The following is a 23,510-nucleotide window of genomic DNA, read 5'->3' on the forward strand; positions in this document are numbered from 1 at the left end:
AACTTATGTCTTACATGAAAATAGAAGAACTTCTTTTAAAAGATACCATGAAAAAAGCCCAGATCCCGGGTGTATCCATTGCTTATATCAATAATCAAGGAATCATTTCCACCCAGGAGATAGGATTTACAGATGGATGTGGCCTTGTCAAAATGTCAAAAGATCCCACCCAGTGCCCATTTCAGGAGTTGGTTCTTGGATCTAAAAATGAATTGGGTATCGGAACTAAAAACACGGTCATTGCATTTAACAAGGAACTTTATTATGTTGACCAGGCAGCAAAAATGGTTCAGAAAATTGCGTTAACAGAGGCAAATAAAATAGCCTATGAAATGTTGCATGCAAAATGCACCGAAACCTATCAATTAGCTGATGGCGATGAACATGAATTCATTGCAACTCTAACAGGTCGCATGCCACCAACCGAAGTGAAGCCAGACACCGGTTTTGGCGCAGCGTCCCTAAGCAAACCGGTCTTTGCTTATCTAGTACAAAAATTAGTACAAGCCAATGCAAGTAATACATCTCAAGCGGGTTTTGATCAATTTATTCTGCCTGAAAAATTAAAGCATTTTGATTTGGATACTCCCCTTTTCCACATTATCCCCCTGGAAGAATTCAATATTGACGGCATGAAATTTGACCTGTCTGATGAATCTGTCGTTGATCATTCTAAAGCACTAACCGCCAGGATGGTGTTATCGCATACGAGCGGACTGGCTCATGGGGAAATGAAATTTCAGTTCCTACCCAACTCTCAAGAAAAAGAACATGGGTATTCGAATGTTGGAATTATTTATTTACAACAAGTGATTGAAAAACTGACTGGTTCAGATCTTGAAACACTGGCCCAAAAACATGTGTTTCAACCTTGCGGTATGGTTCATAGCACTTATGGGCCCAAACCATGCGCAGCCAATTCTCTATGGACTACAGCAGGAGATTATGCCAATTTCGTCAAACACCTACTCCATGACAGTACGATTGAGAATCCCTTTGTTCCCCACACTTACATGACAAAAGATAAGGGGTTGGCAGGAGCAATCGGAATAGCCAAAGGCAACATACCCGATACTATTTTGCAACGTGTTGCATGGGGCTTAGGCTGGGGACTACAAACGAATGATGAAGGAAAAGCTATCACAGCCTACCATTCAGGAGATATGAATGATTATAGAGCCTGGGTCATAATCGACTTGCAGGACAAGGATAAAAAAAATGCCGTGATATTCTTCGCTAACTCGCATAATGGACATATTCTTGCTGAACAAATTATTCCTTCGACAATGCGAATGGAACAGGCAACCAGCTACTTTTTTGCAAAATGGGGCTTTGCCAGAAACTGGGCTGAATTAGGAGGGAAAACTACTCGGCTGGGTATTAAATCATCCTCATGCAGGTCTGATAGCTCTCCTGATTCGTCCATTCAGGATGAACCGGTTGAGATTAAGAAGGAGACAGAAAAACCAGAGGTCTCTACGATTGATACCTATGATTCAGGAAGGACTTTTAATGCATGAACTAACCAGTTTGGCTAACCAGGCGACACCCTCATCATACTGACTCTTACTGTGGGTTACAAGGTAAATGGGTGTTGGTTCCAGTTCGAAGGGTAAAGGTTGCATTCCCAGATTAAATTGCTCGGCAAATATATTAATTAAAAAACTTGGAGCAGTGGAAATCACCGCATCTGAATTAGCTACGGCAAAAATAGCGGGCAAGATATTTTTTACAAAAAGCATGTCATTACGTACCAGCTTTCTTTTATACAGATACTCAGCGGAGTGACTGTAGCGTTCTTGATTAAAACTAAATGCAATATGTTTATTGCTTATATAATCTTTTAAAGACAGCGGCTTGTTTATGAGTGGATTATTCTTGCTCGCAAAACAAATAATTTCCTCCTCATACAATTTTTTAACTTTAAGTTGTGCTGATAGAGAGTTTTCATTAATAGCCCCGATGGCTAGATCTACATTATCATCGATAAACATGTGAGGATCATCAGCCATCGCCTCAATGGTTGTTTCAACCACAATATGAGGCAGTTTTTCAAGAATCAACATCAGGGAAGGCAACAAAATTAATTCAACGTAATCAGGTAAGGCAATTTTAAATGATCTTTTAGTTTGGAGGGGATCAAATCTTTCACTGGGTTGCAAGATATTTCTTATAAAAAACATCACTTGTTCTAATTGTGGCTGCAACTCTTTAGCTTTAGGAGAAAGAAAATATTCCCCTTTACCAGGAATTAATAGCGGGTCTTTAAATAACTCTCTTAGTTGTTTTAAAGAGGAACTCATGGCTGGTTGACTGACAAACACTTTCTCTGCAGCAGCGCTCACGCTTTTTTCACTGAGTAAAGCATCCAGATGTAATATGAGATTTAAGTTAATGCGTTTAAAAGGAATCGCCATGTTATCCTCTCGGCAATCGTTCTCTCCTAATATTAGTATAAGAAATTTGAAAATATCCAGATGCTTACCAGACGGTAACACCACCAAACAGGCAGCATTACCTGGGATGAAGCTATTGTTGTCTCTAATGTTATTGCATTAGTCCAAGAGATTTATCTCTGGAAGTAATGTGTAATATTGAATCATCCTCACCTTTTTTAACCAATTGAAGTTGGTAATCTGCAACAAACTTGGCAATCGTTACTTTAAATAACGATTCGGTCACTGCAAATGCCGGGCAATTGCGCAGGCCTACTGAAAAGGGAATAAAAGGGAACTGACCTACGGTATGACTTTTATTGTTACTGCTCATACCCCCTTCTTCAGCAACTTGTTCTATGTCCTTATGTAAGAAACGGGTAGGGTCAAACTCATCAGGATTAGTCCAGTATTGTTCACCTTTAGCTAAAGCATGCAAATCAAATATTATCATGGTATGGGGTGGTATAATCATTGAATCCGATGAATAGCCATTTTGAGTATATCTTGGCACCGCTACAGGCGCGTCAAACCGCACTGATTCCTTATAAAAGGCATCTAACACCGGTAAAGATTTAAGAGTTCTTATATCTATTCCTTCTTCGATTCTCAAAGGCGACCTGTCCATTTCATCATGAAGCATAGCAAATTTGTCCGGATCTGATGCGATTTGCTCCAGACACAAAACAATGGCGTCGGTGAGGTTGTCTGCTGCTTTTAATATCATCGGAAGTGATTGAACTATAGGATTTTCAAAATATTTTCTAATGTCTTCACTGGATAAAGACCTTAAGGCAGAGAGCAGTTCTTCATTGGAAAGAGTCGGGTTTTCATCTTTAAATAAACTAACAACAGAAGCCGCAATTAAATTAGTGTTTCCAGGATTAGGATCGGTATGAAGTATTTCAACCAGTTTTTCAAACTCTTGCTCCAAAATACTTTTTGAAAAAGCTCGATACACATCACGTTTTTGTCTCAAACTCGGCATAAAATTGAGTAATTCAGGAAAAGAAAATGCCCCCCATCTCTTTACGTCATTTCTATAAGATGCCATCACATCGTAGGTATTGTCTGGTAATTGCTTGATGCCCAGCATATTTTCGACCATCACCGCACGAACAATTCCACAGATTGTATGTCGAAGTTGGATATCTGCATCACCATCAACACGTTTTTCTACTTCTGTAATAGTGGGATTAACCAGTCTGGAGGGTACAAGAAAACGAGACAGGTTCTTTCGCGATGACAAAGCAGCATGTCCAGTATCTGAAATAATAAAGAAATCATTACCAGAAAAAAATTTAAAGGAAGCATGCCCTCTTCGACCAGATTTTTCCTGGTCAAATTGATTCAATAATTCAGTCAGTTGAGATTGTGATTTTGGTGTAATGACTGCATAGTTTCCCCCCAAATATCCCAAACTGACAACACTATACCCTGCTTCACCGCTGCGTGCTTTGGAAGTTAATGACTGGATCATCGATTTAGGATCACTAATAAATTCTCTGGTATAGCCAATACCAAATCGTTCTATTTGCCCCAAAAGACCTGTTACAGCCTGATACGCCTGATTTGAGTAATAACGAATACCTAACACGATTGAACTTGCAAATAATTCACCAAACATAAACCATCCAAAACAAAAGGCCAAAAATCTGAGTTATAGTAATACATATAGAAAACATTAGATACACCAAGGCGTTTTTTATTTCGCATAGATTGATTATGTGATACTTATCATTCACGCCTATAAACAACCAGGAAATGATTCAGATAGCGTTACTTGTAAAGAATAAATAGTAACGATACAATGACATTGCCTATAAAGTTATGGTCTTCAGCAAGTCTTGATTCCTCCGGTGCTGGATACAAAGACATAATTTTGGTCGAGGGATACTTTCGTTTTTAATACGAGGTATCCTATGGCGACGACACGAACTCAAACATCATCCTATACCAAAAATCTGACACTCAACCTTGATGACTACCCGGGAGGGGTTGCAATTTGGGGCGCGTTACCTGCTCTTTTTGACACTTCAAACCAAGGCTTTGATCGAGGAGTACATGTTCACGCACGTCTCGCTGATTCATCTAAAAAGGTGATAGACGCAACCTATGACCGTGTCACTGTTATCGCTGCAAATCGTATTTTCACAATCACAGAGGAAGCAGCTGTTCATTTCAGCATGTCCGCCATCTTTGATATCAATATCATCTCATTAGTATGCCTGCACTGCTCTCAACCCATTACTTCCATTGGCTATGCTGCCGTATGCCCATCACGCCAGCATCAATGTAATCATTGTGGTGAAATAACTACGACATCCACAGACTGTATCAGCAATCCAATTATGCTATTTAAAGAATTAATAGGAGATAAGCAGGTCAAAAGGCCTGCTGTTATCCCCAACCGCACCATTGCAATTGATCCTGAACGGTACAGTGGCGGCATTCAAATTTGGGGCTCTAATCCATCAATTATTTGGACAGCTAAAAGACTGGAAGAAAGTGCCATCCATATTCATGCTTACAATGACAATGACAAAAGGGTTATAGATAATACTTATGGTATTGTTTCTTTAGCTGGTTACAAACTGGATATTGAAATGATTCGAGTTCTGCAGATCCAATTGGCATTACCCAATTTGGCATTGCGCCTGGCAACCGTGTATTGTCCTCATTGTGGTAAGGAACAGTTTGATCAGGGGATTTGGGCTGTTTCTGCACATAATCACAGGATTTGCCTACAATGTAAACAAACTTTTATATCTCAAGACGTGATCAGTAATCCCGCTTTTGACGTACTAACCCATGTTTATGGAGTGATCTCTAAATGCGCACATTAAACACAATATTTAAAATCGGTGCACTTATTTTTAATGAAAAAAATCAGTTACTTGCCGTACATAAAAAAGGAAAACCATCCATGGAACTCATTGTTCCAGGCGGCGTTATGGAGGAAAATGAAACCGATGAAGAAACTCTGCGTCGAGAAATCAAAGAAGAACTTGACTCCGATATCACGTCATTTCAGTTTTATAAACAATTTGAAGACAAGGCAATCTATGAGGAAAAATGGTTGGTGATGCGTACTTATATTGTCACTCTGGACCGTGTTCCTAAACCTGCGAATGAAATTGATCAACTGGTATGGCTTGGGCATGATTATCATGACAGTGGCTATCGTTTTGGATCCATTTTAGGCAAACAGATTATTCCTGATTTCTTTAAATAAACCATTCCCAGACATTCACAGGAACTTTTGGTTCGAACCAGGATATGAAGTCCGAACCTTTATGAGATGAGGATAAAGTGATGCTATTTGGTTAAACAAGGCACTAATCCGAATTTTTCATCATGAATGTCCTGATCAGCATCTGAAGAATGCCGAACCTCAGTAGGTGCCTTTGGAGAAGATTCTTTAAAGAACCCCAACCTTTTTCCAGAAAAACCTTCATGATGGGCTTTATCAGCCATCATTTTACGATTTATCTGATTGGCTAATCTAACTTCCTCAAATAAAAAAACCGCAAAAGCTTTGGTAGGAATTTGAGCCACTCTTTGTATGTCACGCTGAGGGGTATCTTGCTTCAAAAGAACAGAGTCAGCCAATTCCGTTTCAGTTAATGCAATCGCATAAGGCCCCACAAAGAAAGAGTCTCCATGGATTACATTACTGGCAATTTTCATGGTATAGCCAAATGGTATTTCAAAAGCGGCGAAATCAAATGCCCCATCTTTGCGCTCAAATCCCAGAATCAATGCGCCGCGGCACTCAGGAGATAAGGGTGTAAAAACATGAGGAAATGGGTGTGTTTCTACAAACAATCCACCACCACCTCGTACATTCATTACGTAGTCTTGAATATAATCAGCATCCCATTGATACTCAACCAGATACAGGTTTTCAAGTGACGACTTATCAACAGTATCCAGGACAAATGGTTGCTCCAGGGGAATCAGTTCGGCACCATATTTGGCTAAAAATGATGCAGGCACAGCCAAGGCATTCATTTTAGGGATATTCATTACTTTCATATCAGGTGAGATAATCAGTACCCCCAAGCCACCAAAAACACTGGCATTCCTCCCACTGACCCCTCGTTCCTGGCTTTTATTTTTCCAGGTTGCCTTCATGGTTAATTCTTCCGGGGAAGTTATGGGAATAGCGCCTTTTGCAGAAGGTAAATCATCCTCACTTATTCCAGTGGCAGTTAACATATCGATTTCTGTGCCCGTTTTAAGAATGGCATGAGCCTTTGCCGCTTTCATTAGTGGTTTACTATCAGGCAGATCGGGATTTCGTCGGTCAACCATCGTGGATTGCAAGCCATGTAAATGCTCTGCTACCACCTCAGATGGTAATTTGCTTTTCATGCATATGGAAGAGGTACATATTTCATTATTTTTGCTGGAAGAAGTTATTCCGGATCCCGAATTGTTTCGGGCAGTTTTATCGAAGAGTACTTTCATAATTATAACCACACATCTTATAGATTTAAAAAAGTCATTACTGATTTTTTTAAATAAAAATTGCACTAATTATAAACATAAAAGATTAAGTAATTATTAAATAAAGAACTATATGTTTAAAAATTATAAATAATTTCAATCGAAAGATGTTTAAAAAGAGAACCGCTCGTGAGATAAATTAAATCAAATAGATCAAAAAATAAGCTAGAAATCAAATTATTGCTGGCAAAATTTAAGAATACTCTACTGCCTTTTGGAATCAAGCTGGCTATACTTAAATAATGCATTATAGTTTTTACGGTTATTATGAAAAAGAAAGACGAGCAAAATAACCTTACCAAAGGTAAGGAGAATGAAAAAAATACTATCAGCACCAATACCAATTTGTTATTTTCAAAACCAACAGGTATCAATTCTGAAACTTCAAATCATATGGCTTCATCTATTGACCGCTTAAAAGATTTTGACAGTTCAAAACAAAATCTCTGGTTAAAATACAGTGAAGAAATCATCAACGAATTCTGCACCTTATTACCTGATTTTCCCAGGATAAAACCCAAAGTGCGTGAAGATATTCGCTGCCCGGAAGAAGCATTATTAACTCAAGTCGGTTGTGCTTATGCTTTTTTAGCCAGTAAAAGACGTGAAGTAGCCAAGCTTTTAAAACATGGTCCTCTAAGACATCAATTTGGTTTATTTAACAAGCCAGGGTTTGCCTCAATCGATGATTTCAACCTCAGTGAAGATATCCCTTCTCAAAAGGATAAAATTTATGAGCATCTCTCCTTGTTAATTAATCAATCTAATCCTTTTGTTGAAGTTAAGAAAAATAATAGAGAAGCTGAAGGTTTTTCTATTTACACCATAACGTTCAAGATGAAACCCGATGAAATAAAACAAGTGCACATAAAAAATTTGAATTCAAACAAGCCATTTATTGAAAATGATACGGTGCTGACGATAACTTTCAATGATTACGGGAAAAATGACAACAGGACGTCAATTGTTATTGATCATTGCCCTACACCTTTTGCTGAAAACTATACAAGCCAATCCAGTTATTTTAAAGTGCAATTTGAATTGATTGAGCCTTATTTTCAAGCATGTCTGGCTTGGGAGCCTTCAGAAGGAATGAATCAATTTTTAGAAAATGCCGGTAAAATTGCTTATATCCTCGCTCGTATGCAACCTGTTGGGCGTGGTAATTCTGCGATTGTTGAATGGATGATTAGAGGTCTTGCCCAAACCAAAAACATCGAATTAGGACCATTTAATCCTGATGAAAAAATTGGGTGGGATTTTAAAGCATTTCTGACGCCTCAAATGCAGGATTATGCCCATTGGTTTTCTGAAAAAGCCTTTGCACATAGCCAATTAAAAAATGTTTCTTCATTGGAATATTAGAATAAATTGAACAAAGCAGACTATATGGTAAAAAAATTTATAGAATTTTAAAAGATTAAAGATAATTCCTTAGAATATAACTGTAGGTAAGAGGATAAAAACAGGACTTACGAAAAACCCCAGTGAGGGAATTTAGATAAACTAAATGACCGAATTAAAAACATTTTTTAACAAGGAGATTGGGGGGTCGTAAGTCCTAAAAAAGTGAAAGCCGGGGTTCAAGTCTTACTTTTGACTATCAGAAGCAAGAAAAGCCCCGGGATAAATACTTTATTGTCTTACGTTTGATTTAGACGCTTCTTCCTCAAGTGTTTGAGCGTCCAATAACCTTTGTGTATTGTTAGTAATTGCGCGACCTGTAATCATTGATTGAAATCGGTCAACCATATATACACCACCCCAACCAAAAGTACTGCTGTTTTTATATTCGAATTCTGAAGCTACTTTGATAGAATTAGCCAGTTGCTCATCAGATGCGCCTGGTGCTTTATATTTTTTACGAATTTCTTTACTTTTTTCACTGGTTGGTTTCATGTGCTAAACACCTTCATTGTTAAAACTGACGACATTATAAATGAACAACATTAAGCCATTATTAAATAACAAAAAACAATTTGAACTTATATTGCCCAAATATCTTTCTTTAGTAACTCACACAGATCAACAATGATGGAGTGTTAAAAACAATAGATAGATTATGCTCCAATCTAATATGGTGAATTAGGCTCATCTATCGAACAAAAACTGTACTAACAAAAAAATCTCACTATTTCTTATCCAGCAAAACGTACTTTATTACATGACCTTCGCAATCGCTTGAGTTTCTACAATATTAAATCTTACCAATGAAAAACAAATCTATTCAATCAAAATATTAACAAATTGGCTATTATTTGATAAAATAATTACCTTGTTTTACCGTTTGAAATTTTTTTAATGATCACAAAAAATCTGAATGAAGCCCTAAGTGCGATAAAATATGTAAAATCCAAACTAATTTATGGTTCCAATACCGAGAAAGATTCAAAGAAGCAAAATTGGGAACCTGGAAGAATTATTCACTTAAGGAAAGAAGTTCATCAGCAAGCCGTCGCCTATGCTCGTTCACATAATGGCAAGGCAGGATTTGACATCATCTCCAAGCTTACTCATGCAGCACTCTTGAAATACGGATTTGGTAATTGCGGGGAACAAGCACAAACAGCATTTTGTTATCTTCAATCTCGAGGAGTTGCACCGCTTGATTATTGTCAAACATCAATAGGAGAACACTGCTTGATAGTGATTGGACGCGTTAGTGGCTCTGATCCCAATGATATTTCGACCTGGGGAGAAGAAGCGGTCATTTGTGATCCTTGGGCAGAGAAAGCCTATCCTCTTTCTGAATTTAGAGCAATGCAAAGCCCCGATAATGATATTCGATACCCTGAAATATGCTACACCAATGGTAAAAACCCAAAACCTTATTTAGCAGGAGATTTAATCAGTTTTCACAGGGTAGAAGCTGCATTGAAAAGCCCCTCATTGTCTTTCTTTAAAAATGAAATTACTGATTATTCGCAATCGAGTTATACTGTACTTAAATCGTTTGCCTGAAGCACTGAAAAAAAAGACCATCTCTACTAAATGCTCCTATTTCCAGCCTTTCGGGTAGCTATCATTGAATTGTCTTGAGTATTTTATTGATATAACTGGCAGAAATAAAAGAACAAAGACTTACGAAGCTTCCTTAGAAAAAATCATCCATTAAGAAAAATAAAACCATTTATTGTTAACTATTAATATTCTCTTAATAAAAAGAAAGCATTATATTCATCTCGAAGTCATATTTGCGCAGCAAAAAACATGACAGAAAACACAAAACCACAATCAGGAGGTAAAAAATGACAGACAGTACCCATTTAAGGAATCCTGTTAGCAAATCATTAAATGACCTTTGTCAAGATGAGCTGAATGTAATTGGCTCCTATCTTGGTGCCTGGAATGATTTATGGAGCTTGACATTTACATCATCAGAAATGAAAAAACACCTCATTGATGAACAAAATGATAAGTTGTGGCAGTTTCTTTTCAAGGAATATTTTCCCTATATCCCTCTGCCAACACAAGATTTTTATAAGAATTTCATGGAAAGCTATAAAAGTTGGTATCAAACATTGTGTCGGGTGAAACATGATCCCTTTTTTCTGATGTATCTGGATAAACTCAAAAAAGATCCTGCGCATCTATTCAGGAACGATAAAGAAATTATTATTGCAGCCATCGAAATACAACCCGTTTTGTATAAAAATTTTTCCAGAGATTATAAAGAGGACGAAGAGGTGATTCTATGTGCTCTTAAAAGAAATCGATTTATAATCCATGATGTACCAAGAACGGTAAGACAAGCGTTTGAAAAAATAGCTGATATTAAAGACGATAAAACAAGAATTGATGCTTGTGACAAGCTCATTGATGAACTTTCATTGCAACGTGTTTCTAAAATCAGAAGCCTGGAATTGTTTAAAAGCCAATTACAGTTTCTAGTGCAAGATACAACGAAATCTACTGGTGAACAAGCTAATAGCCGTCAACTTCAAAGGTCAACGGTGTCCATAATAACACCTGCAGGGATCAATTCTCTTGTTAATTTAAGCCTGTTTAAAGACACACAAACCCAGGATAAGGAAAAAGATGAATCTCCACACAACCAATATCGAAAATAAGGTACATGAATTTTGAGCTTACTATTGCGAAAATCATTACAAAAATAACCAGGCATCGCCTTAATAGATTGAATAGGGCATGAGAACATGTCAGCTAATTTGTATTGATTACGACAAAATGCTCTAATTTTTATGATACAACACCGTTTTATTGCGCCCTGAATTTTTAGCTTCATACAGCGCATTATCGGCAGCAGTAATGAGATCTTGCATATTATTTCCATGCATGGGATATATAGCTAATCCTATGGAAATTGTGATTTGGGTTAAAGCATTACCTCCATAACGTAAATGAATACGACTGACCGCATCATGAATTGATTGACCCCTTTGCAATGCTGTTTCAAGCTCAATCTCTGGTATAATCAGGATAAATTCTTCTCCCCCATAACGGCAGGCTATATCCTCTTTTCTGCTAATTTGACGCAAAACATTAGCGAAAGCCTGTATCACCATGTCTCCTGCTTCATGTCCGAATTTATCATTAAATTGTTTAAAATGATCAATATCCAACATCAACACAGCAAGTGATAATGATTTTCTTGCACAACGATTCAATTCACGATCCAATGCTTCATTCAAATAACGTCGATTATAAAGCCCTGAGAGGGCATCTCGTAAAGATTGGTTACGCAAGGTTTCACGAAGCATAATATTGGAAATACCAAGCGCTATTTGCTCAGCCATCATACTTGCGAGAATTTCTTGATTACTTTCTTTATTTATTTCTTCCTCTGCTTCCTTTTTAAAAGAGTTCCATTCCATACAAACCAAACCAAGAATATCGCTTTGAGCAAATAAAGGAATACAAGTATAAGGCCGTAAACTACTATTGATTTGATGATGGGGGCATATTAAATCTTTTTGAGGATCTTCTACTGTATACATCGAGCCACGTCGTAAACCCAAACAATCATCTGGTTTAATGATCCTTTCTTCTATCACAGAGTCGCCCCATGAGCTCATAGCTTCAAGATAATTACGTGAGGGATGCATGACATAGAATATTCCCGATGTTTCAGGTAATAATTTAGTAGCATACAGAGCAATTAAATGATAGGCCTCCTTAATATATAAACAGGTTTGCAATGTTGAACTTAACTCCTTCAACCATTGCATTTCTTTATTGCGGTGATTTAATTCATATAAGGCACATTCAAGATTTTTATTGACTTCCATCAATTTTCTAGTCATTTCTATTTGAGCAGTTGTTTCTTTCTGCCCTTTCTCCAATTCTGATTGCAGCATCACATTTTCCATTGCAACGGATGTGCTGTCAGCCAGTACCTGCAGCCAATTTAATTGTTCCTCTGTAGGAAGGTAATATTCTGCCCAATAAATTCCAATGGCTCCCAAAGGGGCAGTTGTTCTAATAGGAACCATTGCCAAACTCTTTACAAAAGTCGGTCGATAAGCATCAACTGGAATTCTCGGGTCAGAATAAATATCTTCAATAACGACCGACTGTCGATGTTCCATAACCCATCCACTGATACAAGCACTCATAGGGAATCGTTTACCTTTCCAAAGTGGGGCAATCGCGTCTTCCTCCGCGTAATAGCATTGATTGCCATCACGCAATACAAATGTTGAACCGTCAGATCCAGTCAATCTACGAGAGGCCTTACGTACAATGAACATGATTGTTTCCAGATCTTTTGCAAGTGAAAGTTTTTGTATAACATCTAATAAAAACTCAACCTGAAAATTGGAATCATCAGTTCCACAAGATTTTGATGACTTGAGATGTGATTTAATTGGGAATTCTTTATTTGTTCCCATGTCTATTCTATTCATGTCCTTTTGGCTCTTTGCTATCATCCTTGTCTCTTTGTAATTATAATACTAAATGTGTATTTTTTAAACAAATAATTTCCTTCATATCACTCTCCTTTATAAATTGTCTACCATCTCAAATTTTCATTCCCAATAAATATTGAAACAAGTTGACGTCTGCTCAAAGACCATTTATGTTAATAATTGATCCATAAGATCTTAACCTATTCAATTTGATTTAAAATACCCAATGACTGAAACATCAATAATTTAAAAAAGGAGATGGACCTCAATACAAAACTTTATGGCGGAAGCGTTTTAAGTACCTGATTGATTGTGTTGGCTGTAGCAAAAGAATCGTAAAAATGACTTAGAGTTTGTTTTATATAAGGAATTATCGGTATGAAAACAAAGCAAGAAGTTTCTCAGCAGGACAAATCAAAAGATTCAAAATCGTCTACACCACTCCAGACAAAAGAAACATGGTTACTATCTGATACCTTAAATATTACGTTTGACTCCTATGATTTTAGTATATCTGTCACCGAACAAGCCCCCATACCCTATCGTATTGTTTTCAGCGGTGGAGGTTCAAGAATACTGGCACATATAGGCGCCTTGGATGAGCTAAGCAGGCATGGATTACAGTATACCGAATTTTCCGGAAGCTCTGCTGGTGCAATGGTCGCTGCGTTTGCTTATCTTGGTTATAATTGTTATGAAATAAAACAAATTATTTCCTGGTTTAATGAAGATAAACTCCTTGATAGCCCGCTCATTTTTAATTTCAATAACATAAAACAAATATTTAATAAGGGAGGCCTTAGCTCAGCCAAATTAATGCGTCAAGCGGCTAACTACGTCATTTTAAAAAAAGTAATGGATATTGTATCCGATGAAAAATTCAAAGGGCGATTTACAACTCTTCAAGACTTTTTAGAAGAACATATATACAGCTGCCCCGAGAATATAACATTTCAAACCTTAGCCAGAATAAAAGAAATATGCCCTGAATGTGAATTAGGAGAAAAACTATTTATTACCGGAACAAACTTAAGCACCCAGAAACATGAAGTGTTTTCCATTGATACAACCCCATCTATGGCAGTCGCCGATGCCATTATTATTTCTGCAAATTTACCTATTGCCTTTGAACGCATCTGCTATAAAGGAAACGTATACAGCGATGGAGGAATCAGTAATAATTTACCTGCCCATTGTTTTTCAGAAAAAGAACATAAAACAACTTTTTTGAAACACAAGGATAATGTTGACTTTAGCGTACTTGCTCTGCAGTTTGATAATGGGCTTGAGGAGAACGCTCTTTATAGTCAAAACCCAATACCTAAATGGTCATGGCTGAGCAACACATTCTACTCATTAATTACAGGGCATCCCAATGTTACTGAAAACTGGCATGAAGATCTTCAAATACTGAGGCGACATGCGCATCAAAGTATTTTAATCAAAACTCCATCCATTGCCTTGACTAATCTAACGCTTAGTCAAGATACAAAAGAAGCCCTAGTCGAGTCAGGACGAACAGCTGCCAGAACCTATTTGGACCACCATGAGTTTTATACAGATATTTATGGAAATATCAGACGTAATGAATGCCTGTATGAAAAATTTCAAAAACCTGAAGAGTTATTGGATTACTGTATCCAACAAGGGCACTTTGAACTTTTAAAAAAAATAAAACAAGCTATTTCCAGTTCTCAATATATAGAAAAAGGGTATAAACATTATTTATGCGAGTTATGTGAAAATTTTCTCCCACCTCAATTGAAATGCTCCAAAGAAGATCCAGGTATAGAACAACCTGAAAATAAATTAGAAAAAGATACCATCATTTGCAAAAGGGATAATAATAAAGAGCTGAGGTGTTCAATCACATTTTTTGGGACTCATTCCTCCTTAGTCAAAACATTAAATCAGGATAGCCCTGAATTAAAAATTAAACTGTTTACAGGTTTATATCCCATACTAATTCAAAACTGGCAAAATTTATGCCCTGTTTCCGGCATTAGTGGTATATTAAATTCTATCCGCATGTCATTCGTTGAAATCAGTTCAACAGATACCTGTATAAAAACATTAATTGATAAACTGAACGAAATTGAAATTGGACATTTTTTGATATTTGTTTTTAAAGCAGCTTTAAAAAATTACGATAAACATGACTTCATATTACTATTGAAAAACCTGAAGCATCTTCATCATTCTATCGAGTTAATTAGAAATAAACCGTTTCATCCTGACGACCGATTTTATGGACAGTGGAGTTTTGAAGGGCATGATCCCAAAAGAATCCTCGAATTCATTAAAAGCGATGACATTTCAGGATTAATGACTATTCTAGAAGATAAAAAGGCGCTTCCCAATAATAAACCGAATTAACAGGTTTAAATCCAAAGCGTCACTGAGTTAACAAATCAACTTGAATTGGTGTTTTTACTATTAATCCAGTGACCTTTCTGTCTTGCTTTGGAAAATAAAGAATTAAGTATACAAGGGTGTTTTATTGATTACTCTTTCATTAAATTCTTCTATCAATAAATCTATTTTTTGCCCTAATTGCCCCTTCCCCATTAATTTCCCGGAAGCATTATAAAGTGTTTGTGTAAAATAAGAGTACATATAACTTGTACTACTATCCTGAGTTCTACGCTTTTGTAAATTATTTTCTTCAGAACGCATGCTGAGTAACAGGATATTCACCATCTCATGATAATCAGAGAAATCCTCTTTTTCATAGCGAGGATAAAGATCAGCTGCCTTTTGGATGTATTTAAGAACCAACTGTTTCTTTGCATCAAAAATATCTCTGCTGCTTTTAGTGGTTATAAACTCAAATTCCTTATCAAGGATATAGTCATAGAATACAAAAGAAAGCTGATACACCCAGGGTACATTTCTACTATTGCAAAATAATGATTCATCCATGATATTAGTAATAATAGAAGGACTTTTTTGAAACAGGTCAGATACGACTTCAATAAAATTGCTTAAACTGTATGTAAAAAAACTTTCATACAAATCTGTTGTGAAATCAGTATTATGTTCTTCATTATATTCTTTGACAGCATTTTTGGCTGCTTGTAATGCCGAGTTAATTTCATCAGAGACCCGTTTAAAATAATTAGCATAATCCTCTTGGGTTTTAACTTCCATTAATGAAATGGTCTTAATCAAACATCTGGCAAGCTCATTTCGTTGAATTAATAATTCCGCTTCTTTGCCTTTGTATGTTTTTTCATCTGCCTGCGATTGGTAGCTATCCAAAATTTTTTTACAATAGCGGTCGGTAATATCTTTAAAAATCCACATTATCTACCTCTTTATTTAGTTATCCAGAAAGTATTTGCAAAAGCTTTCGCCGATTTTCAAGAACAATAACGTCTTCCTTTTCTATTATGGGGCGATGGTCAATCTTGTAATGACAACAAACACGGGATTTTCTTGTCCGATGTGTTGGTAATCCATTGATAACCGCTAAAAATTAAAAATAAATGTTCAAAAGCAGTAGGAATAGCCATGGTGGCTAATAGTAACTCATTGTAAGTTATAGGAAAAGTATCTGTATTCAGTTTTTTGGAAATAGTCGAAGACATGCATTGGCAAAAAACACTACAGGAGAAGACTTTAGGATTTTTCGTAGTCCAGACATAAAAACAGTATTGTTCTAAAACAAACATCACTTCAACTCGAAGCAAATATTTGGCTCTTTTCTAAAAAGGATCGATAATTAATCAAGAATAGAAAAATAATTATTATACTTTTCTAAAAAGAAATTAATCATGAAATCGCAAAGCATTAGATTATATTTTTTTTCAATCATTCTATGGTGTAGCAGCTCAATTCTTTTGGCGCAACCATCCAGGGTGGATAATGTAATTAATGAACTGGTTCAACCATTTATTGAGACACATCAGACTCCGGGCTTAGCCATTGCCATTTATTATAATGGAAAGGATTATTATTATAATTTTGGATTCGCTGACCGGAAAAGCAGGAAACCCGTCACTAAAAATACTATTTTTGAATTGGCATCAATTACCAAAATATTCATCAGCACTCTGGCAGCATTGGAAGTTCAGAAAGGAAAATGGAATGTAACCGATTATGCCATTGAATATACACCTGAACTTTCAAAAACCAAAGGACTACCCATTGACAGGATTCAAATTGTGAATCTGGCTACTCACACAGCAAGCTTTCCCAAACAAATGGAGCAATTTGGTGTCAATAAAGGCAATATACAGGGCTTCTTTACCCGTCTTAAAACATGGCGTCCTGCAGTAAAAATAGGAACTCATTACAAATATTCCAATATTGGTTTTGGGTATTTGGGATATGTTTTGGAAAACGTGTCAAAAGAGACTTTACCTAACCTGTTAAAATCGAATATTACCAAGCCATTGGGGATGGCTCATACTTTTTTTGACGTACCAGAAACTCTGTCTCACTATGAAGCACAAGGGTATCGACCTAAAAACAAGCCAGCGCCCTATTATACACCTGCAAACTTTCTAGGTGGTGGAGCGTTACGTTCTTCTTCAGCGGATATGCTGACTTTTTTAAAAGCAAATTTAGGCATTCAACTTGGCACTGCATCACCCGAGTTGCTTTCTGCTATGCAGTATGCCCAACAACCATTTTTTGTGGTCAACCCAAATTTTGTTATGGGATTAGGTTGGCAAAGAGTGAAAAGAGGGAAGCACATTGTAATTACTAAAAATGGGGCAAACCAGGGGTTTAGTACCTTCATTGGTTTTTCACCTGCAAAAAAACTGGGAGTCGTCGTATTAATCAATCAGGCGAGGGGCAAAGCAACCTTGCTGGGAAACCAACTTCTTAATAGCTTGCTTGGTTTATAGCTTAAAGGAATATTTTTTTAAGCATAACTCATGGGCATTGACAATCAAAATGTCGTGCAACATGATTATCCTTGTACCTATTCTCTGTGCGTCTTGACTTACAATATGGATAGGATGGCTTTAATCTAAACTAATGACGAACAGAGCGACAGGTCAAACCAACAACTTATCAAATAACTGAAAAAGGAAGTTTCGATGAAAAAATCCAGTCCTGTATACTCGTTGTTATTGCTTTCTGCTATTGCCTTTTCGCCTGTTATCAAGGCAAGCCCTGTAGGTCTGATTGTTGATATCTATTGTCCTACTACCCAGGGATCGCCAAATGTCATCACTAATTTTGGGGATTACATTGGTGGTTATGGCATGGAAAATATTTTGTCCCAAAATAATCCTATTTATTTTAAATCCATTTCGATAGCCCATGATGTCCCAGCTCAACTTGGAAATTATTACAATGAAGCGACCAGTTATAACAGCACAACAGGGCAAGTCACCTGCAGTTATGTCAGCAATAACCCAACAGAGCCCCGCTTTGCAGTAGCGTATAACTTGACTAATGGCAAAGGCGGATCTGTCCAATGGCAATCAGGGAATTCGATCAATATCATTTTTCCAGTTGGTTTAAACAGTTAATCCAGAGTTACTGTCTTAAAGGTGCTAGCTATCTTCTTAACCTCCCAGCAACTCTCCCTCAATTGATTTGCTGGGGAAATTGAGAGAAATCTTACAATCAAGGTAAAACCAAGAGGATAAACCCACCCGTTAACTGCGGTACTCTGGTTGAAACGCATTATTTATTTCATTTCAACTCAGACTACCTTAGCTGATACAGGCTACTACCTCTTTACTTTGATGGTTGAGGGATTTTGTCCAATTGCATACTCACATGCTTGGTAATATCATCAAGCATTTGTTGGCATGATTCACGATGCTCTGGGAATTGTTTATAGATGACATTGGTCAAAAATGCGGACAAAGCCTGACAAACCAACCTGCGATTACGAAGCTGCGGCGGCAATTTTTCCACAGATTGAGTTAATGATGAAAGTAAATTTTGGCCTATAAAATTCATTGCCTTGGAATAATCTTCAGTAGTTAGAGCTTCGCCTGGTTGAGTGTTTTCACTATTCATATTTTATCCTGTCAGTGTGTGATCAAGCCGAATTATAGGGTCTATCTCAAGCTACTTCAACGACTGTTCAATTCTTTCCATAAAACCAGCATGATTATCAATTAAAACAACAAAATACATCATTAACAGGACTTATATAGGATGTAGCTATGGTTTTACAATGACAACAGGCTCTGGTGTGCCACCCAAAAGACTAAAGACCAAAAGCACAATAAACATTACGATAAAGAGGAAGAACAGAACTTTAGCTATCCCTGTTGCGGCTGATGCTACGCCTCTAAATCCAAATAAACCTGCGACAATTGCAACAATAAGAAAAATTAAGGCCCAATATAACATGATAAACTCCCTGTCTTTCAGAATAATATTCATCCTGAATTGTTTTTACCAGAGCAAAATCAGATCCCTCTGTTTGTGCTCATCTCACTTATAAAAACGAAAGAAATTGAAATAATTATTTATAGTCATCCTACTAAAATTGTAGACTATTTATCCAAAACAAAGAAAAACAAACAGCTTTTAGGATATTTCATATTGTCCTCTTTTAACTGTAGATTGTCCTTTTTCGACCATCAAGCTCAATTGTGATTAATTTATAATTGTTTAGTTTGTTTTTTATCTGTTTAGCTCTATGTGTAATCTAACTATTCATAATATAGAAAACTATGAGAAAGATCCGCAGTTACGATTAATACCCTGGATTCTATGGGAAAATTTATTTCAGCATTTTATCAGTGCCTATGAATTATCTCTTATGACTTTATCATATAAAGAAGCAATGCATATCTTTTTACCAGGAACAAAAAATATGGAACAGGTGAGGCAATTATTGTGTCTATACTATGCCCATTATAACAGGAATGCCAAACAACTCTGGAGTGATACTCACAAGAAAGGAATAAAAAGCGAGGTTATTTGTTTTGTTGCTGCAATAACCGGTTGTTCAAGTGCCTTAGATACATTATGTCTTCCTTTAACATCTGATGAGATCGTGAAAGTGATCCAGGCAGAAAATTACCAAGCTTTTCGTCTGGCCGCAGAGAATGGACACCTCCATGTGCTAAATCGTTTATGTGAATTAGCGCCAACTGAAATCATGGCAATGATTCAGGCGGATAATTATCATGCCTTTCGTCTGGCTGCAGAAAATGGACACCTCCATGTGCTAAACCATTTATGTGAATTGGCGCCAACTGAAGCCACAGCAATGATTCAAGCAGAAAATTATTATGCTTTTCGCTGGGCAGCAGTTGGAATAGGTCATCATGAAGTCATTAATTTTTTGCTTGACTGTCCAGTAATGCTCGCGTATGCAGAAATACATGAATTTGAATATGGAGAGAAGTACGTCAATCCGTTTATTGCCAGTCATTTGAACAGGTTAAAAGAAATGCATGATGCCTTTAAACAAAGTAACCCGGAGGGTATCTTTGATTTAGTCACAAAGTCGGAATGCCTGCAAGGCTTTTACATATTACGCAATTTAATCCGTCGTAATGATGAAGCATTACTTGATGATATTCGTTTTTTGCTGACCATCCCCGGTATAAAAGCTTTAGCTCCTGCTGGAACCACTCCAGGAAATGAGAATGAGTTACTGCGCCTGGCTCTACGATTAGGTAATCAAGGAGCTTGCGCATTATTATTATCTATTCCGTCTGTACTGGCATTAACTAAAGCAAACAATTATTATATTGATGAGACAGGAGGTCGACTCGACTTAAGAGCTGTAGCATAAGATTCCTTGAAAGTCATTTCACTTGATCTGATATCACACCCATGATCTAAGTGATACCCCCTTTGTTCTCCAACCCCCATATAGTTAAAAAAATTATCTCTTTTTTCTAAAAACATCCAAAATTCTAGTTGATAAAGCACAGATAAACAGTATCATATAGCACTTTTTTAATTCATATTCACAAGAGGTACAAGTTTGAAAAAAGATATCACCTTATTCACATCAACAAGACCTGAACTAAAATTTATCAGATTATCCGAGTGCAAGGAACATCTGGATACTGCAGCAAAGTGGGCAAAGAATGCCTGGGGATACATGCATCTGGATGACGAACAATTTCATTACAAACAACTTCAGGAATTGTGTGAACATGTTTATATCGCGATGTATGATGGACTACCGGTTGGAATGTTGGCTGTCTTTGAAAAAACAATCTCTCTCGAAGAAAATATGGAGGCCTCATCAACTCCAGACATCACTGAAATGAAAAATGCTTATTTGGATTATGTGTACATTGATGAGCGAGCTCGAAGCATGGGACTGGCTGGAATAATGATTGAAAAAGCAAAGAGCCTCGCAAGAGAAATGAATGCTGAAGTAATGTCTCTTGAAACATTGAGCTCTACTCTCAATGGATTGTATAAAAGAAAAGGTGGCCGATTGATTTGTGAAAGCAGATATAACGACAGTTATCCTACGGAAGTCATCAGGCTAAAGTTTTAATCAGAAAAACAGTTTTTTTATGATGCTAATATGTAACTTGGGAATCCTGTTGGGGCGAATTTTACCCATAAAATCAACAATTGAGACCGCATTAATTGTTCAATAACGCTAGCTAAATACCTCAGGAATGCATCACATTTATGCAGTAACAACATTTAATCCAAGGGCAAATTATAAGAAATTAGCTGGGTTTAATACTGGAGGTATTCTCGTCTACTTTTTTTACACTATTATCGCTATCCAAAGTGTATTCAGTCTGGATGGTTCTTTTGCTCGAATTCTTTTGTTTTTCAGATTTTCTTTCCATCAAACTTACAATATCACCATATCCACTATTATATTGAATATTTTTTTTGGCTAAAAGAAGCGGGGTATCTCCATATTCATTATGGGCTAAATTTGGATTAGCACCACCTTTAAGTAAAGCACGAACTGCTTGAGGATAATCATTCATAATAGCAGCTGCTAGAGGAGTCGTAAAACTGTCAATTTGCTGATTAATTTTAGTTTCATCGAATTTAACTCGTTGATAAAAAATATCCAGTTCATTAGGAGATAGTTGTTGATGAATGAAATCAATATTGTTTACAAAAAGTATGGGATCTACTGGTTCTCCCTTCAGTGCTAACTGATAAATAGCTCTAGCTTTCATCTCTTCAAAGCTTTTATATTTTCCAGGAACGTTTCCTTTTTTATCAAATGCGCAAAGCCCCACTCTGAAACTATTACCTGGGGTGGTGCTAATGCGATCGTGTAAGCACTGGCGAATTTCCAATGCGGCATCAGAACATCCTCTTTTATTGGATAAATCAAATGATTTAACAAGTGGACCTGCACCATCTTCTTTCCCAGGATAATTAGAATCATAAATAAAAAATCTCCCGTCCCGATAGGCCGCTGATATAATATGACCTTGTGAACCTCCTCCACTTGCGCCAATATAAAAGTTAAATCCCTTGCCATTATTTTCAGGTACAGCAATATTTTCTAAAAACTCCTGTAAGAGTTCCAAAGTTACAGTACTATCAAATGTTGCTTCTTGTTGATAATGTTCTTTGTCCCATATTTGTTCCCAATTTTTTGGATTTTGAATTTTAAATGACTGGCTTTCTTTAAATAGTTTTTTATGAAAATTCCAAGGGCTTGAATACTTGCTTATTTCACTTGCTGCAAAAGAAATTCCCTCTTCATTAGATACCTCAAAAGAATCAATACAAGCATCCTTATTCTGTTCTTCACCATGAGGATAAAGAAAAATTTTTCCTTTACTATAGACTGCACTAAGCATTTGCGAACCAGTAGCCATATTTACAAATATAAAATTTTTCCCTTCATTTTCAGGTGTAGCAAAATTTCGTAGAAAATGTTGAACTGTTTTTTGGTGATGTTCTTCCACCAATGCAATTGATTCGTAAAACGTTCGTTCTTCTGATTCCCTCAATTCAGGCATTTGGGCATCCATTTGATAACTGCGAGTTAAAAGAATTGCATATTCAAATTGTCGAATTAATCTTTCATTTAATGATGATTTTGATTTGTCCCAATTAACTATTGGTTCAAATAGATCTCTGAATCGGGATTCTTGTCCATCAAACCAACCCTGTAACCAAATTGCTGAAAAACCATTACAATGCCCTGTCTTGAGATTGTTAATAATTGCTAAAACATCTCTTTCCGAATATAGTTCAGGGTGTTCTTTTTGTTGAATATACAGATAGAGCCTGAACTGATTAAGTATATAGGATTGTTTCCATGATGGTGATGGGCCTAAAAGTACTTTACCCTTTTCCTTAAACTCACTTTTATCCTCAGGGAGGTCTAATAAACATTGATAAGGTGTTTTTCCTTCGTTATTTTCAATTCCATAACTCGACTCAAAACCTGCCTCATAGGCAGACAAAATCCGCATTATTTCAGGTTTCGCTTGCATTATCGCGTGATGAAAAACAGTATTTCCATTTTCGTCTTGGCGAGTTGGAAGATTAATAAAGCGCTTATCTCTCGCGTGTACTAAAAGCTCTTTCAAATCATTGAGATTTTCTTCTTTAATTGATTTTATTATCTGCTCAAACGTTTGTTGCTCACTCAATGACTCTAACTTATCTGTTGTCATTTTGGTTAAAGTAAATTGGGTAGTGGTTTTGAGTATAGTATAATTTTTGATAAATATTTTAGTTTGAGGCAAGTTTGACACAAGCTGGTTAACAGGAGATGCGCCCTGTGCTCTTATATGATAGCTTTCCC

21 protein-coding genes are annotated in these 23,510 nt (G+C 36.6%); 11 read left to right on the forward strand and 10 right to left on the reverse strand.

From position 1 onward, the window contains the following. Positions 1-5: 5 nt before the first annotated feature. Positions 6-1,520, forward strand: coding sequence for a serine hydrolase domain-containing protein (locus EL201_RS12205; protein WP_027222508.1), 1,515 nt, complete (start codon positions 6-8; stop codon positions 1,518-1,520). Here EL201_RS12205 and lelA read toward each other — a convergent pair. Together lelA and EL201_RS12215 are read right to left on the reverse strand one after the other, a co-directional pair. Further along, positions 1,497-2,417 (reverse strand): LysR family transcriptional regulator LelA, encoded by a 921-nt coding sequence (gene lelA, locus EL201_RS12210; protein ID WP_027222509.1) that lies wholly within the window; start codon positions 2,415-2,417, stop codon positions 1,497-1,499. The two genes, EL201_RS12205 and lelA, sit on opposite strands and share 24 nt — an antisense overlap. A 130-nt stretch (positions 2,418-2,547) precedes the next feature. Further along, on the reverse strand, positions 2,548-4,062 hold the full coding sequence (locus EL201_RS12215) for a cytochrome P450 (RefSeq protein ID WP_027222510.1): 1,515 nt from the start codon (positions 4,060-4,062) through the stop codon (positions 2,548-2,550). 295 nt (positions 4,063-4,357) lie between these two features. Between EL201_RS12215 and EL201_RS12220 the strand changes: the two genes are divergently transcribed. Further along, positions 4,358-5,281, forward strand: a complete 924-nt coding sequence (locus EL201_RS12220; protein WP_027222511.1) for a hypothetical protein — start codon at positions 4,358-4,360, stop codon at positions 5,279-5,281. Continuing rightward, complete coding sequence (locus tag EL201_RS12225; RefSeq protein WP_027222512.1) at positions 5,269-5,670, forward strand: NUDIX domain-containing protein; 402 nt, start codon at positions 5,269-5,271, stop codon at positions 5,668-5,670. The genes EL201_RS12220 and EL201_RS12225 overlap by 13 nt, the downstream gene beginning before the upstream one ends. Positions 5,671-5,753: 83 nt before the next feature. Here the strand turns inward: EL201_RS12225 and EL201_RS12230 are convergent, their stop codons facing one another. Next, entirely contained in the window at positions 5,754-6,908 is a 1,155-nt protein-coding gene (locus EL201_RS12230; protein WP_027222513.1) for a hypothetical protein, read from the reverse strand. Between the two features lie 306 nt (positions 6,909-7,214). On the opposite strand from EL201_RS12230, the gene EL201_RS12235 reads away from it, so the two are divergent. Beyond that, on the forward strand, positions 7,215-8,312 hold the full coding sequence (locus EL201_RS12235; protein ID WP_027222514.1) for a hypothetical protein: 1,098 nt from the start codon (positions 7,215-7,217) through the stop codon (positions 8,310-8,312). A 270-nt stretch (positions 8,313-8,582) separates the two neighbouring features. Here EL201_RS12235 and EL201_RS12240 read toward each other — a convergent pair whose 3' ends face one another. Beyond that, the gene (locus EL201_RS12240; RefSeq protein ID WP_027222515.1) at positions 8,583-8,846 is read right to left on the reverse strand and encodes a hypothetical protein; all 264 of its coding nucleotides are present in this window, start codon (positions 8,844-8,846) and stop codon (positions 8,583-8,585) included. Positions 8,847-9,248: 402 nt separating this feature from the next. Between EL201_RS12240 and EL201_RS12245 the strand changes: the two genes are divergently transcribed. Next, a complete protein-coding gene (locus EL201_RS12245) occupies positions 9,249-9,908 on the forward strand; it encodes a hypothetical protein (protein ID WP_027222516.1) in 660 nt (219 codons plus the stop codon). Positions 9,909-10,195: 287 nt separating this feature from the next. Then, positions 10,196-11,017 carry a DUF4116 domain-containing protein gene (locus EL201_RS12250; RefSeq protein WP_027222517.1) on the forward strand — a complete coding sequence of 274 codons (822 nt, stop codon included), beginning with the start codon at positions 10,196-10,198 and terminating at the stop codon, positions 11,015-11,017. A gap of 123 nt (positions 11,018-11,140) precedes the next feature. Here EL201_RS12250 and EL201_RS12255 read toward each other — a convergent pair whose 3' ends face one another. Continuing rightward, positions 11,141-12,814, reverse strand: a complete 1,674-nt coding sequence (locus EL201_RS12255; RefSeq protein WP_231955068.1) for a sensor domain-containing diguanylate cyclase — start codon at positions 12,812-12,814, stop codon at positions 11,141-11,143. A 381-nt stretch (positions 12,815-13,195) separates the two neighbouring features. Between EL201_RS12255 and EL201_RS12260 the strand changes: the two genes are divergently transcribed. Further along, on the forward strand, positions 13,196-15,193 hold the full coding sequence (locus EL201_RS12260) for a patatin-like phospholipase family protein (RefSeq protein ID WP_027222519.1): 1,998 nt from the start codon (positions 13,196-13,198) through the stop codon (positions 15,191-15,193). Positions 15,194-15,295: 102 nt separating this feature from the next. On the opposite strand, the gene lem24 is transcribed toward EL201_RS12260, so the two are convergent. Both lem24 and EL201_RS12270 read right to left on the reverse strand, forming a co-directional pair. Beyond that, a complete protein-coding gene (gene lem24, locus EL201_RS12265) occupies positions 15,296-16,123 on the reverse strand; it encodes a Dot/Icm T4SS effector Lem24 (RefSeq protein ID WP_027222520.1) in 828 nt (275 codons plus the stop codon). Positions 16,124-16,221: 98 nt separating this feature from the next. Continuing rightward, positions 16,222-16,509, reverse strand: coding sequence for a hypothetical protein (locus tag EL201_RS12270; RefSeq protein ID WP_126299549.1), 288 nt, complete (start codon positions 16,507-16,509; stop codon positions 16,222-16,224). Positions 16,510-16,593: 84 nt separating this feature from the next. Here EL201_RS12270 and EL201_RS12275 point away from each other — a divergent pair, with 84 nt between their 5' ends. Together EL201_RS12275 and EL201_RS12280 are read left to right on the forward strand one after the other, a co-directional pair. After that, positions 16,594-17,673, forward strand: a complete 1,080-nt coding sequence (locus EL201_RS12275) for a serine hydrolase (RefSeq protein ID WP_027222522.1) — start codon at positions 16,594-16,596, stop codon at positions 17,671-17,673. A 195-nt stretch (positions 17,674-17,868) separates the two neighbouring features. Next, positions 17,869-18,306: a hypothetical protein gene (locus EL201_RS12280; RefSeq protein ID WP_027222523.1), complete on the forward strand. Its 438-nt coding sequence runs from the start codon at positions 17,869-17,871 to the stop codon at positions 18,304-18,306. A gap of 211 nt (positions 18,307-18,517) precedes the next feature. On the opposite strand, the gene EL201_RS12285 is transcribed toward EL201_RS12280, so the two are convergent. Then, positions 18,518-18,805: a hypothetical protein gene (locus tag EL201_RS12285; RefSeq protein WP_027222524.1), complete on the reverse strand. Its 288-nt coding sequence runs from the start codon at positions 18,803-18,805 to the stop codon at positions 18,518-18,520. Positions 18,806-18,952: 147 nt separating this feature from the next. Continuing rightward, on the reverse strand, positions 18,953-19,144 hold the full coding sequence (locus EL201_RS12290) for a DUF1328 domain-containing protein (protein WP_010948119.1): 192 nt from the start codon (positions 19,142-19,144) through the stop codon (positions 18,953-18,955). A 292-nt stretch (positions 19,145-19,436) separates the two neighbouring features. On the opposite strand from EL201_RS12290, the gene EL201_RS12295 reads away from it, so the two are divergent. Continuing rightward, positions 19,437-20,543 carry a hypothetical protein gene (locus EL201_RS12295; protein ID WP_027222525.1) on the forward strand — a complete coding sequence of 369 codons (1,107 nt, stop codon included), beginning with the start codon at positions 19,437-19,439 and terminating at the stop codon, positions 20,541-20,543. A 195-nt stretch (positions 20,544-20,738) separates the two neighbouring features. Continuing rightward, on the forward strand, positions 20,739-21,266 hold the full coding sequence (locus EL201_RS12300; protein ID WP_027222526.1) for a GNAT family N-acetyltransferase: 528 nt from the start codon (positions 20,739-20,741) through the stop codon (positions 21,264-21,266). A 181-nt stretch (positions 21,267-21,447) separates the two neighbouring features. Here the strand turns inward: EL201_RS12300 and EL201_RS12305 are convergent, their stop codons facing one another. Then, the gene (locus EL201_RS12305) at positions 21,448-23,451 is read right to left on the reverse strand and encodes an ankyrin repeat domain-containing protein (RefSeq protein WP_231955070.1); all 2,004 of its coding nucleotides are present in this window, start codon (positions 23,449-23,451) and stop codon (positions 21,448-21,450) included. Between the last annotated feature and the right edge of the window lie 59 nt (positions 23,452-23,510).

The sequence above is a fragment of the Legionella pneumophila subsp. pascullei genome (genome assembly GCF_900637585.1).
Taxonomy (GTDB): Bacteria; Pseudomonadota; Gammaproteobacteria; order Legionellales; family Legionellaceae; genus Legionella; species Legionella pascullei.

Bases quoted from the DNA above. Each gene is read 5' to 3' on its own strand.
- EL201_RS12205 (WP_027222508.1), top strand. From the start codon at position 6: ATGTCTTACATGAAAATAGAAGAACTTCTTTTAAAAGATACCATGAAA.
- lelA (WP_027222509.1), bottom strand. From the start codon at position 2,417: ATGGCGATTCCTTTTAAACGCATTAACTTAAATCTCATATTACATCTG.
- EL201_RS12215 (WP_027222510.1), bottom strand. From the start codon at position 4,062: ATGTTTGGTGAATTATTTGCAAGTTCAATCGTGTTAGGTATTCGTTAT.
- EL201_RS12220 (WP_027222511.1), top strand. From the start codon at position 4,358: ATGGCGACGACACGAACTCAAACATCATCCTATACCAAAAATCTGACA.
- EL201_RS12225 (WP_027222512.1), top strand. From the start codon at position 5,269: ATGCGCACATTAAACACAATATTTAAAATCGGTGCACTTATTTTTAAT.
- EL201_RS12230 (WP_027222513.1), bottom strand. From the start codon at position 6,908: ATGAAAGTACTCTTCGATAAAACTGCCCGAAACAATTCGGGATCCGGA.
- EL201_RS12235 (WP_027222514.1), top strand. From the start codon at position 7,215: ATGAAAAAGAAAGACGAGCAAAATAACCTTACCAAAGGTAAGGAGAAT.
- EL201_RS12240 (WP_027222515.1), bottom strand. From the start codon at position 8,846: ATGAAACCAACCAGTGAAAAAAGTAAAGAAATTCGTAAAAAATATAAA.
- EL201_RS12245 (WP_027222516.1), top strand. From the start codon at position 9,249: ATGATCACAAAAAATCTGAATGAAGCCCTAAGTGCGATAAAATATGTA.
- EL201_RS12250 (WP_027222517.1), top strand. From the start codon at position 10,196: ATGACAGACAGTACCCATTTAAGGAATCCTGTTAGCAAATCATTAAAT.
- EL201_RS12255 (WP_231955068.1), bottom strand. From the start codon at position 12,814: ATGAATAGAATAGACATGGGAACAAATAAAGAATTCCCAATTAAATCA.
- EL201_RS12260 (WP_027222519.1), top strand. From the start codon at position 13,196: ATGAAAACAAAGCAAGAAGTTTCTCAGCAGGACAAATCAAAAGATTCA.
- lem24 (WP_027222520.1), bottom strand. From the start codon at position 16,123: ATGTGGATTTTTAAAGATATTACCGACCGCTATTGTAAAAAAATTTTG.
- EL201_RS12275 (WP_027222522.1), top strand. From the start codon at position 16,594: ATGAAATCGCAAAGCATTAGATTATATTTTTTTTCAATCATTCTATGG.
- EL201_RS12280 (WP_027222523.1), top strand. From the start codon at position 17,869: ATGAAAAAATCCAGTCCTGTATACTCGTTGTTATTGCTTTCTGCTATT.
- EL201_RS12285 (WP_027222524.1), bottom strand. From the start codon at position 18,805: ATGAATAGTGAAAACACTCAACCAGGCGAAGCTCTAACTACTGAAGAT.
- EL201_RS12290 (WP_010948119.1), bottom strand. From the start codon at position 19,144: ATGTTATATTGGGCCTTAATTTTTCTTATTGTTGCAATTGTCGCAGGT.
- EL201_RS12295 (WP_027222525.1), top strand. From the start codon at position 19,437: ATGTGTAATCTAACTATTCATAATATAGAAAACTATGAGAAAGATCCG.